This is a genomic window from Neomegalonema sp., from assembly GCF_028688855.1.
Classification (GTDB): Bacteria; Pseudomonadota; Alphaproteobacteria; order Rhodobacterales; family Rhodobacteraceae; genus Neomegalonema.
Genome location: NZ_JAQTXI010000040.1, coordinates 1 through 10,673, shown reverse-complemented (window position 1 = coordinate 10,673; position 10,673 = coordinate 1). Strand labels below are relative to the sequence as shown.

12 protein-coding genes are annotated in these 10,673 nt (G+C 68.9%); 11 read left to right on the top strand and 1 reads right to left on the bottom strand.

All coding sequences use genetic code 11. The annotated features are described in order from the left end of the window. From PHN62_RS17135 to rplI, 5 genes are all read left to right on the top strand, one after another. Positions 1–1,500, top strand: a 1,500-nt coding sequence (locus PHN62_RS17135) for an OmpA family protein (protein WP_300152633.1), incomplete at its 5' end; no start/stop codon positions are given. A 77-nt stretch (positions 1,501–1,577) separates the two neighbouring features. Beyond that, entirely contained in the window at positions 1,578–2,564 is a 987-nt protein-coding gene (dgcA, locus tag PHN62_RS17130) for an N-acetyl-D-Glu racemase DgcA (RefSeq protein WP_300152632.1), read from the top strand. Between the two features lie 137 nt (positions 2,565–2,701). Next, the gene (gene rpsF, locus PHN62_RS17125) at positions 2,702–3,172 is read left to right on the top strand and encodes a 30S ribosomal protein S6 (RefSeq protein WP_300152631.1); all 471 of its coding nucleotides are present in this window, start codon (positions 2,702–2,704) and stop codon (positions 3,170–3,172) included. A 12-nt stretch (positions 3,173–3,184) separates the two neighbouring features. Further along, entirely contained in the window at positions 3,185–3,421 is a 237-nt protein-coding gene (rpsR, locus tag PHN62_RS17120) for a 30S ribosomal protein S18 (RefSeq protein WP_018632097.1), read from the top strand. 10 nt (positions 3,422–3,431) lie between these two features. Next, positions 3,432–4,013 (top strand): 50S ribosomal protein L9, encoded by a 582-nt coding sequence (gene rplI, locus PHN62_RS17115; RefSeq protein ID WP_300152630.1) that lies wholly within the window; start codon positions 3,432–3,434, stop codon positions 4,011–4,013. A 170-nt stretch (positions 4,014–4,183) separates the two neighbouring features. Here rplI and PHN62_RS17110 read toward each other — a convergent pair whose 3' ends face one another. Further along, positions 4,184–4,873, bottom strand: a complete 690-nt coding sequence (locus PHN62_RS17110) for a transglutaminase-like cysteine peptidase (protein ID WP_300152629.1) — start codon at positions 4,871–4,873, stop codon at positions 4,184–4,186. Between the two features lie 362 nt (positions 4,874–5,235). Between PHN62_RS17110 and fabD the strand changes: the two genes are divergently transcribed. The 6 genes from fabD (at position 5,236) to PHN62_RS17080 (ending at position 10,295) form a co-directional block, all read left to right on the top strand. Beyond that, positions 5,236–6,180: an ACP S-malonyltransferase gene (gene fabD / locus PHN62_RS17105; protein WP_300152628.1), complete on the top strand. Its 945-nt coding sequence runs from the start codon at positions 5,236–5,238 to the stop codon at positions 6,178–6,180. A gap of 21 nt (positions 6,181–6,201) precedes the next feature. Then, a complete protein-coding gene (gene fabG, locus PHN62_RS17100) occupies positions 6,202–6,939 on the top strand; it encodes a 3-oxoacyl-[acyl-carrier-protein] reductase (RefSeq protein WP_300152634.1) in 738 nt (245 codons plus the stop codon). Positions 6,940–7,095: 156 nt separating this feature from the next. Then, positions 7,096–7,335, top strand: a complete 240-nt coding sequence (locus tag PHN62_RS17095) for an acyl carrier protein (protein WP_300152626.1) — start codon at positions 7,096–7,098, stop codon at positions 7,333–7,335. A 101-nt stretch (positions 7,336–7,436) separates the two neighbouring features. Beyond that, a complete protein-coding gene (fabF, locus tag PHN62_RS17090) occupies positions 7,437–8,708 on the top strand; it encodes a beta-ketoacyl-ACP synthase II (RefSeq protein ID WP_300152625.1) in 1,272 nt (423 codons plus the stop codon). A gap of 116 nt (positions 8,709–8,824) precedes the next feature. Further along, the gene (mltG, locus tag PHN62_RS17085) at positions 8,825–9,820 is read left to right on the top strand and encodes an endolytic transglycosylase MltG (protein ID WP_300152623.1); all 996 of its coding nucleotides are present in this window, start codon (positions 8,825–8,827) and stop codon (positions 9,818–9,820) included. 181 nt (positions 9,821–10,001) lie between these two features. After that, positions 10,002–10,295, top strand: a complete 294-nt coding sequence (locus PHN62_RS17080; protein ID WP_300152621.1) for a hypothetical protein — start codon at positions 10,002–10,004, stop codon at positions 10,293–10,295. Positions 10,296–10,673: the final 378 nt, after the last annotated feature.

Here is a 10,673-nt window from a genome sequence, read left to right as displayed (position 1 = left end):
CTCAAGGCCGCTCAGGATGACGCCGCCCAGCGCCTCGCCGCTCTGGAGGCCGACCGCGACGCCGCCCGCGCCGAAGTCGAGCAGGTCCGCACCACCCTCAGCGGAGACGTGCAGGCCGAAGCCGAAAGGCTGAAGGCTGAAGGCGAACAGGCCCTCGCCGCCGCCCGCGCCGAAGCCGAAGCCGCCCTCAAGGCCGCTCAGGATGACGCCGCCCAGCGCCTCGCCGCTCTGGAGGCCGACCGCGACGCCGCCCGCGCCGAAGTCGAGCAGGTCCGCACCACCCTCAGCGGAGACGTGCAGGCCGAGGCCGAAAGGCTGAAGGCCGAAGGCGAGCAGGCCCTCGCCGCCGCGCGCGCCGAAGCCGAAGCCGCTCTTCAGGCCACTCGGGATGAAGCCGCCCAGCGTGCCGCCGAACTGACCGCCGCCCGCGACGCCGCGCTTGCCGAAGTCGAGCAGGTCCGCACCATCCTCACCGGAAACGTCGAGGCCGAAGCCGAAAGGCTGAAGACCGAAGGCGAGCAGGCCCTCGCCGCCGCGCGCGCCGAAGCCGAAGCCGCCCTCAAGGCCGCTCAGGACGAAGCCGCCCAGCGTCTCGCCGCGCTCGAAGCCGAACGCGACGAAGCCGCACGGCAGGCCCAGCAGACCGAAGCCGCCCGCGTCGAACTCGCGCAGAGCTCCGGCGGCCTCTCGGCCGATCTGGAAGGCGCGCAGGCCCGCGTCGCCGCTCTGGAGGCCCAGATCTCCGAGCTCGACGCCCAGCGCGAAACGCTGAGCGCGCAGGCCGGAGACGCCGACGGACTCCGGGCCGAAATCGCCGATCTGCAGACCCGTCTCGCCGAAGCCTCCGGGAACGTCTCGGACGCCGACGTCCTGCGCGCCCGCATCGTCGATCTCGAAGCGGAGCGCGCCTCCGGGCTCTCCGCCCAGGAGGAGGTCGTCTCGCTGGAAGGCCGCATCCGCGAACTGGAAGCCCAGCTCGCCGCCGCGAACGCCGTCCGGCCTGTCCCCGCCGTCGTCACGCCCGCGCCCATCCCGCTCACCGGACGCGAGCTCGCCCAGGACGTGCGCTCCACCGTCTTCGACCAGCTCGTCGCCGCCATCGGCGCCGACGGATCGATCCGGGGAGACGACTTCGTCCTCACCGGAGTCACCTTCAACAGCGCCTCCGCCACGCTCTCCGCGAACGGCCGGGCGGCCCTCGACCAGATGGCCGACGCCCTCAACGGCTACATCGCCCGCTATCCGAACAGCGACTTCACCTTCCTGGTGAAGGGACATTCGGATCTGCAGCCCATCAACACCGCGCAGTTCCCCAACAACATGGCGCTCTCCACGGCGCGCGCCGAAGCCGCAGCCGCCTACCTCATCGAACGCGGCGTCCCGGCGGGCCGTCTGGCCACCGCCGGATTCGGAGACACCCAGCCCATCGTCCGGGCGACCAACTCCGCCGCCAACGCCCAGAACCGGCGCCTCGAGTTCTCGGTGCTGCCGCCGCGCTGAGCTCCCGGAAGCCCGCTTGACAAGACCAGCCCGTCCGGAGCAATCCGGGCGGGCTTTCTCATGAGGATTCTCCGGCCATGAAGATGACGGTCCTGCGCGAGGTCTGGCCCGCAAGAGGCGCCTTCGTCATCTCGCGCGGAGCGAAAAGCTCCGCCGAGACCATCCTCGTCCTGCTGGAGGACAAGGGCGCAAGGGGACGCGGCGAATGCGTCCCCTACAAGCGTTACGGCGAAAGCCTCGACTCCGTCGAGGCCGCCCTGCGCGGCGTCGCGGCGGCGGTCGAGGCCAGAGCAGGGCGCGCGGAAGCGCAGGCCCTCCTGCCCGCAGGAGCCGCCCGAAACGCCCTCGACTGCGCCCTCTGGGATCTGGAGGCCAAGGCCGCCGGGCGGCGCGTCCGGGATCTGCTCGGCCTGCCCGAGCTGCGCCCCGTGGAGACCGCCTTCACCCTCTCGCTCGGCGCCCCGGAGGCCATGGCTCGGGCCGGCCGCGAAGCCGTCGCCCTCGGGCGCGGATTGCTCAAGCTCAAGCTCGGCGGGGACGACCTCGATCTCGCGCGGGTCGGGGCGGTCCGGGAGGCCGCGCCGCAGGCCCGGCTGATCCTCGACGCCAACGAAGCCTGGGATGAAGCCCGCTATCGGGAGCTCACGCCCGGATTCGCCGAATTGGGCGTCGCGCTGATCGAGCAACCCTTCCCCGCGCAGGCCGACGCCATCCTGCGCGCCCTGCCCCGCCCCATCCCCGTCTACGCCGACGAATCCTGTCATGACCGCGCCTCTCTGGCCCGGCTGAAGGGGCTCTACGACGGAATCAACGTCAAGCTCGACAAGGCGGGCGGACTCACCGAAGCCCTCGCCCTCAAGGCCGAGGCGCAGGCCGCCGGATTCGGGATCATGGTCGGATGCATGCTCGCCGGATCCCTCGCCATGGCCCCCGCCCTGATCCTCGCGCAGGGCGCCGAATTCGCCGATCTCGACGGGCCGCTGCTGCTGGCCAGAGACCGCGAGAACGCCCTCGTCTATCGCGGAGCCATGGTCGGAGCCCCGGAAGCCGCGCTCTGGGGCTGAAAGCCCTTGTCTTCGCGCGCAGGCTGGGATAATGGAGCGCGTCCCCCACAGGCAAGACGCAAGGCCGCTCGAAGCGCGGGCGGGGGGCTGTTCGCAGTCCGCGCGGGGAAGCTTTGCGAAAGCATGAAGGACGCACCATGCCGCTTTACGAGCATGTCGTCATCGCGCGCCAGGACATCTCCGGCGCCCAGGCCGAGGGCCTGATCGAGGAATTCGGCAATATCCTGAAAGAGCAGGGCGGCGAAGTCGTCGGCGTCGAATACTGGGGCCTGCGCTCGCTGGCCTACAAGATCAACAAGAACCGCAAGGGCCATTACCTCTATCTGCGCACCAGCGCCCCCGCGCCCGCCGTGCACGAGATGGAGCGTCTCCTCCGCCTGCATGACGACGTGATGCGCTACATCACCATCGGCGTGGACGCCCATGAGGAAGGCCAGTCGGCCGTCCTCCTCAACAAGAACCGCGGCGACGACCGGCGCGGCCCGGGCGGCCCCCGTGGAGATCGCGGCGACCGTGGAGATCGCGGCGATCGGGGCGACCGTCCCCGCCGTCGCGACGACGAGCGTCCGGCCCTCGCCGACGACGCCGCCCAGTCCACCGAAGCTTGAGGAGGAGGCGTCATGGCGACCGCTCCGCGCAGACCGTTTTTCCGTCGTCGCAAATCCTGCCCCTTCTCGGGCCAGGGCGCGCCGAAGATCGATTACAAGGACGTCAAGCTCCTGCAGCGCTACATCTCCGAGCGCGGCAAGATCGTGCCGAGCCGCATCACCGCGGTCTCGGCCAAGAAGCAGCGGCTGCTCGCCCAGGCGATCAAGCGCGCCCGCTTCCTGGCGCTCCTCCCCTATGTGCTGAAGTAAGGAGGCGCAGATGCAAGTCATTTTGCTGGAACGCGTCGGCAGGCTCGGCGCCATCGGCTCCGTCGTGAAGGTCCGTCCGGGCTTCGCGCGCAACTATCTGCTGCCGCAGGGCAAGGCGCTCCGCGCCACCCGCGACAACCTCGGACGCTTCGAGGCTCAGCGCGCCCATATCGAGGCCCGCAACCTCGAGCTCAAGGCCGAGGCCCAGACCGTCGCCGAGGCCCTCAACGGCCAGATCTTCGTCGTCATCCGCCAGGCGGGCGACGGCGGACATCTCTATGGCTCCGTGGCCCCGCGCGACATCGCCGAGGCCGCCCAGGCCGCCGGAGTCGAGATCTCGCGCACCCAGATCGCCCTCGACAAGCCGATCAAGAATCTCGGCGTCCATCCGGTGAGCGTGCAGCTCCATCCGGAGGTCTTCGCCGAGGTCTCGGTGAACGTGGCCCGTTCTCAGGACGAAGCCGCGCTCCAGGCCAGCGGAAAGACCGTCGCGCAGCTGCGCGCCGAGGAAGAAGCCGCCGCCGCCGCCGAATTCGACGTCAAGTCGCTGTTCGATCCGGACGAAGCCCGCGGCGACGACGACGACCGCTGATCCCCGGCGGGGAGCGTCTTCTCCCATCTCGGGACGACGCTCTTCGCTCCGGAGGCGAACACAGGACAGAGGAGAGGCCGGGAAGCGCAAGCTCCCCGGCCTTTCTGCTGCTCCGCCGCGGCCCCGGCTTCAGGAGCGGGGCGAATCACCCCGCCCGGAAGGGCGGAGGCTCAGCGGAAGGTCTGGGGGATGCGGATCACGCGCATCGGCGTCGAGGAGACGTTGGTCACCGGCTCCTCCCCGGCGGGCGCAGGCGTCGCGCGCTCCACCCGCGCCCAGTGGCGCGCGTCGGCGGCGGACTGGCGCGCCACGAAGGTCAGGCCGCTCTCGCGCCAGGGGCTGATGCGGTCGGTCAGGTTGTCGAGCACGATCTCGCCCGAATCGGTCCGCACCAGAAGCACCGCGTGATAGGGCGTGTCCACGCCCAGAGCCACTCCGATCAGAAGCGCGCTCTCGGGAAAGCCCATCGCCAGAAGGCCCGCCCGCTTGGCGAGCACGTAATCCTCGCAATCGCCGAGGCCGTCGCGGGGGAACTCCCAGACGTCGCTTCTGCCGTAACGCTCGAAATCGGAGACCGGCTGGATCGCCCGGTTGATCGTCAGGTTCACCGACATGATCGCTTCCGCGGCGGCTTCGTCCATCCGCACGTGGTCCGGAGCCAGGGCCGAGCCGGGCGAAGGGCAGTCCTGAGGGGTCCGGGCGCAGAGGTCGTAGAAGGCCGCAGGGCCGTTCATCCGGCCGCCCTCGCGCATCTCGACCGCCGCCAGAGCCCCGTCGGCGCCGCTTCCGGCGAGGACCGCGCTCGCGAAAATCGCGCCCGCCATGGCGAAAACGCCCAGGATCACCTGTGGTCGAATCATGGCGAGCCTCCGAATCGGGCGTTTGCGCGTCGCTGCGCCGGGTCGGCCGGGAAGGAAAATGGCCGAAACCGGAGCCGGACGCCTGAAAGGGCGTTAAGGATCAGGAAAGCAATTTTTACGCCAAGGGTGAGAAAACGCGAAATCCGTCTTGATATAAGACATCATTCGGCGTAAAGCGTCCCGTTTTTTTGCAAAACTTCAAAACGTTGCGAAAAAACCTCATCGAAAGGACAGGTCGTTAACCTGTTCTTTACAAGATCCGGGCGCGGAATTCCCGCTCGGGAGAGGAAACCCCAGGACGGCTTGACATGGCGCCGCGCCGCACATTAAGCGTCCGCAATCTTCAAGGGACGGGAGAGGACATGGCGCGCGCTTTCGTGTTTCCGGGACAAGGCTCCCAGACGGTCGGCATGGGCCGGACTCTGGCCGAGGCCTTTCCGGCGGCCCGCGAGGTCTTTCAGGAGGTCGACGAGGCCCTCGGACAGAAACTCTCCCGGATCATCTGGGAAGGGCCCGAGGAGGATCTCACCCGCACCGAGAACGCCCAGCCCGCGCTGATGGCGGTCTCCACGGCCGTGGCCCGCGCCGTCGCCGCGGAAGGCAAGCTCAAGCTCGCCGACCACGCCGCCTTCGCCGCAGGCCATTCGCTCGGGGAATATTCGGCCCTCGTCGCCACCGGAGCCCTGGAGCTGGCCGAAGCCGCCCAGCTCCTCAGGCTGCGCGGACAGGCCATGCAGAAGGCCGTCCCGCAAGGCGAAGGCGCCATGGCCGCCCTGCTCGGGATGGATCTGGAGCCCGCCCTCGAACTCGCCGAAGCCGCAGCCGAGGGCGAGGTCTGCCAGGTCGCCAACGACAACAGCCCCGGACAGGTCGTGCTCTCCGGCGCGAAGGCCGCCGTAGAGCGCGCCATCGCGCTCGCGCCCGGACGCGGCGCCAAGCGGGCCATCCTGCTGCCGGTCTCCGCCCCCTTCCACTGCGCGCTCATGCAGCCCGCCGCCGAAGCCATGGCCGAAGCCCTCGCCCGCGCCAAGATCGAGGCCCCGACCCTGCCCATCGTCTGCAACGTCACCGCCGAGGCCGTCGAGGATCCCGAAACCATCCGCCATCTGCTCGTCGAGCAGGTCACCGGCATGGTGCGCTGGCGCGAATCCATGCTCTGGCTCAGGGGCCAGGGCGTCGAGACCCTCGTGGAGCTCGGCGCGGGCAAGGTGCTGACCAATCTCGCCCGCCGCATTGATCCGGCGCTCAAGGGCCTGGCCGTCGGCGAGCCCGCCGACGTCGAAGCCTTCCTGAAGACCATCGCCTGAGGAGCGCCCATCATGCCCGGCATGTTCGATCTCGGCGGCAAGACCGCCCTCGTCACGGGCGCTTCGGGCGGCATCGGCGGCGCCATCGCCCGCGCGCTCCACGCCAGGGGCGCCGAGGTCGCGCTCTCGGGCACCCGCGCCGCGCCGCTGGAGGCCCTTCAGGCCGAACTCGGCGAACGCGCCAGGATCTTCATCGCCGATCTCGCCGATCCGGCCGCGACCGAGGCCCTGCCCGGTCAGGTCGAGAAGGCCTTCGGCAAGATGGACATCCTCGTCAACAACGCGGGGGTCACCCGCGACAATCTCATGCTCCGCATGAAGGACGAGGAATGGAGCACGGTTCTGGAGGTGAATCTCGCCGCCGGATTCCGACTCATGCGCGCCTCCGTGCGCGGCATGATGAAACGCCGCTGGGGACGCATCGTCTCCATCGGCTCGGTCGTGGGGACGACGGGAAATCCCGGACAGGGGAATTACGCCGCCTCCAAGGCCGGTCTGATCGGTCTGAGCAAGGCGCTGGCGCAGGAGATCGCGTCGCGCAACGTCACGGTCAACGTCGTCGCGCCCGGCTTCATCGCCACCGCCATGACCGAAGCTCTGACCGAAGACCAGAAGACCAAGCTTCTCGGCGCCGTGCCCGCGGGCAGATTGGGGACCGGCGCCGACGTGGCCGCCGCCGTCGTCTATCTCGCCAGCGAGGAAGCCGCTTACGTCACGGGCCAAACCCTGCATGTCAACGGCGGAATGGCCATGATCTAGGCCTCCTTCGCCGGGAATCTTGAAAAACTTCGGCGCTGTGGTAAACCCGCGCCGAGCGCTCCATGCGAACGTCGGACGAACTCCGGCCTTCAGGAGGAGCGGAGCGCCAACCCCCCGCGCGGGCCAGGCCCGACACGGGAGCTTAAGGAGCACACGATGAGCGATGTCGCCGAGCGCGTGAAGAAGATCGTCGTCAATTATCTGAACGTCGACGAGGGCAAGGTGACGCTGGAGGCCAGCTTCATCGACGACCTCGGCGCGGACAGCCTCGACACCGTCGAGCTGGTCATGGCCTTCGAGGAGGAATTCGGGGTCGAGATCCCCGACGACGCCGCCGAAAGCATCCAGACCGTCGGCGACGCCGTCAACTTCATCACCAAGCAGCAGGCCGCCTGAGGCTTCTGCGCCGAAATTCCGGGGGGCGGAAGGCGTGAAGCCCTCCGCCCCCGAAGCCTATGCGCTCCCCCCCCCCCGCCCCCCATTCGAGGATCCCGCCCATGGCCGCCTCCGGACGCCGCGTCGTCGTCACCGGTCTGGGTCTGCTCACGCCGCTCGCCTGCGGAGTCGAGGAGACCTGGTCGAAGCTGCTCGCGGGAGACTCGGGCCTCGGACCGATCACGCGGTTCGACGCCTCCGATCTGTCCTGCCGCATCGCGGGCGAGCTCAAGAAAGGCCCCACCGCCGAAGGCGGCTTCACGCCCGAAGACTGGGTCGAGGCCAGGGAACTGCGCCGCGTGGACGACTTCATCGTCTATGCGCTGGTCGCCGCCGCCCAGGCCGTGCGCGACGCCGGATGGGAAGACCCCTCCGAAGCCGAGAAGCTGCGCACCGGCGTGCTCATCGGATCGGGAATCGGCGGCCTGCCCTCCATCGAACAGGCCACGCGCGATCTCTATGAAAAGGGTCCGCGCAAGATCTCGCCCTTCTTCATCCCCGGCAGCCTGATCAACCTCTGTTCGGGACAGGTGGCGATCAGATACGGCTACAAGGGCCCCAACCACGCCGTGGTCACGGCCTGCTCCACCGGCGCCCACGCCATCGGAGACGCCGCCCGCCTCATCCAGCGCGGCGAGGCCGACGTCATGGTCGCCGGAGGCGCCGAAGGCGCCATCTGCCGCCTCGGCATCGCGGGCTTCATCGCCTGCAAGGCCCTCTCCACCGGATTCAACGACGAGCCCTCGCGCGGATCGCGCCCCTATGACAAGGATCGCGACGGATTCGTCATGGGCGAAGGCGCGGGAGTCGTCGTGCTCGAAGACTACGAGCACGCCGTCGCGCGCGGCGCGAAGATCTACGCCGAGGTCAAGGGCTACGGCCTCTCCGGCGACGCCTATCACGTCACCTCGCCCGCCCCCGACGGCAACGGCGGATTCCGCTCCATGAGCGCCGCCCTCGCCGACGCCGGGCTGACCCCCGCCGATCTCGACTACATCAACGCCCATGGCACCTCGACGCCCATGGGCGACGAAATCGAGCTCGGCGCGGTGCAGAGGCTCCTCGGAGACCACGCCGCCAGGGCCAGCATGTCCTCCACGAAATCCTCCATCGGGCATCTGCTCGGGGCGGCGGGCGCCGTCGAGGCCGTCTTCTGCGCGCTGGCCATCCGCGACCAGATCGCGCCGCCCACGCTCAACCTCGAAAACCCCAGCGTCGAGACGCCGCTCGACCTCGTGCCGCTCAAGGCCCGCAAGCGCGAGATCAAGGTCGCCCTCTCCAACAGCTTCGGATTCGGCGGCACCAACGCTTCGCTCGTGCTGACGCAGGTCTGACCTTCAGAGCGTTTGCCGATCCCGCCGGATCGCGTTCAAACTCTCCGGGTTCTTGTCATCAGGAGGCGAAGCCCTTCCGGCTTCGTCGGAGACCGCTCTGAACGGAGGCCCCCGGCGTGCGCTTTCTGGCCAAACTCTTCGGGCTTCTGCTCTTCGGCGCGGCGGCGGGCCTGGTTCTCGCCTTCCTCGCGCGCGAGAGGATCACCGCGCCGGGGCCGCTGACCGCAGAGACCATCGTCGAGATCCCCCGCGGACTCGGCGCGGCGGGCATCGCCGAAAGGCTGGCGGCGGCGGGAGTCATCTCAGATCCCCTGCTCTTCCGGCTCAGCGCCCGCCTCTCCGACGAGGGCGGCAGCCTCAAGGCGGGCGAATACGCCTTCCCGCCCGGCGCCTCGCTTCAGGAGGCCTTCCGGAAGATCGCCCGCGGCGAGGTCGTCCAGAGGCGCGTGACCCTCGCCGAAGGCGTCTCCAGCCTGAGCTTCCGCGCGCTGCTCGACCAGGCCGAGGGGCTCGAAGGCGAGACCCCCGCCGAACTCCCGGAAGGGACCCTCGCGCCCGACACCTATTTCTACCTCAAGGGCGAGACCCGCGCCGCGCTGGTCGCCCGCATGATCCAGGCTCAGACCCGCATCCTCGACGAGCTCTGGGCCGACCGCGCGCCCGATCTGCCCTTCTCCACCAGAGAAGAGGCCCTGGTCCTCGCCTCGATCATCGAGAAGGAGACCGGAGTCGCCGCCGAACGCGAGCGCGTCGCGGGAGTCTTCGTCAACCGGCTCCGCCAGGGGATGCGGCTGCAATCGGACCCTACGGTGATCTACGGCGTGGTCAAGGGCGCCGATCTCGGGCGCGGGCTCAGGCGCAGCGAACTCGACGCCGCAACGCCCTGGAACACCTACGCCGTGGCCGGGCTGCCTCCCACTCCCATCGCCCATCCGGGACGCGCCTCCATCGCCGCCGCGCTCAATCCCATGGAGACGAAGGACCTCTATTTCGTCGCCGACGGCTCGGGCGGACACGCCTTCGCCGAAACCCTCGACCAGCATAACGCCAACGTCCGCCGCTGGCGCGAGGTCGAGCGCGCCAGAGCCGCGGATCCGGCGCAGGCGCCCTGAGACCGGGCCGGGCGGGCGGAAGACCATCCGCTCTCCCCCCCGGGGATCGGGCGCGCCGAGGCGCGGGAACCTGACCTTGAAGATGTCTTACGAACGCCTGATTTGAAGCGCAGTCTCCTGTTTTCCTGAAACGTGCGATCCGGGCGGCTTTCCGTCCGGGCGTCCGTTCGGGGAGGCGAGGATGGACCCGGCTTTTCTGGCTTTCCTGCTGCTGCTCTACGCCGCCTTGCGGATCATCTCGACCACCTGGGGGCCGTGGCTGCTGCTGTTCGGCTTCTTTCTGGCCGTGCTCGGCGCCCTGACGGTCCATCCGCTCTGCGCGCTGCTGCTCTGGGCGCTCTACAGCCCGCGGCTGCCCGATCCGCCCTTCCATGAAGAGGCCTGCCCCAATTGCGGATCGCGGCCGCCGATCCATTGCAGGGTCGGGCCGGGCGATTTCTCCAAATGCAAGGCGCCGAGGCCCGGGTTGTTCTGAAAACCGGCGATTCTCCCGAAACGGAGCATCCGGAGTCCAGACTCCCGCGACTTCAGGTCTCGGCCCGAGAAGAATTCCCGAATAGGCGCGACGCACTCCCCATTTCAAGACGAAATCCCGCTTATTCGGAGAATGATTGTGTTGATCTGTTTTTTTATAGGCCAGACAACAAGAAATCCGTATCAAAATGATCCAATCATGGTAGAAACAAGGCCGTCAGCTCTTTTCAAGGGAAAAATCCTATGTCCTTCAACATCGGCGGAAGCGGACTTGGCGGGGGCCTCCTCGGCGGCCTTCTCGGCGGCGGCTCCTCGGGCGGCCTCTTCGGCAACCTGCTCGGCGGCGGCTCCAAGGGCGGCCACGGCGGCCACGGCGGCG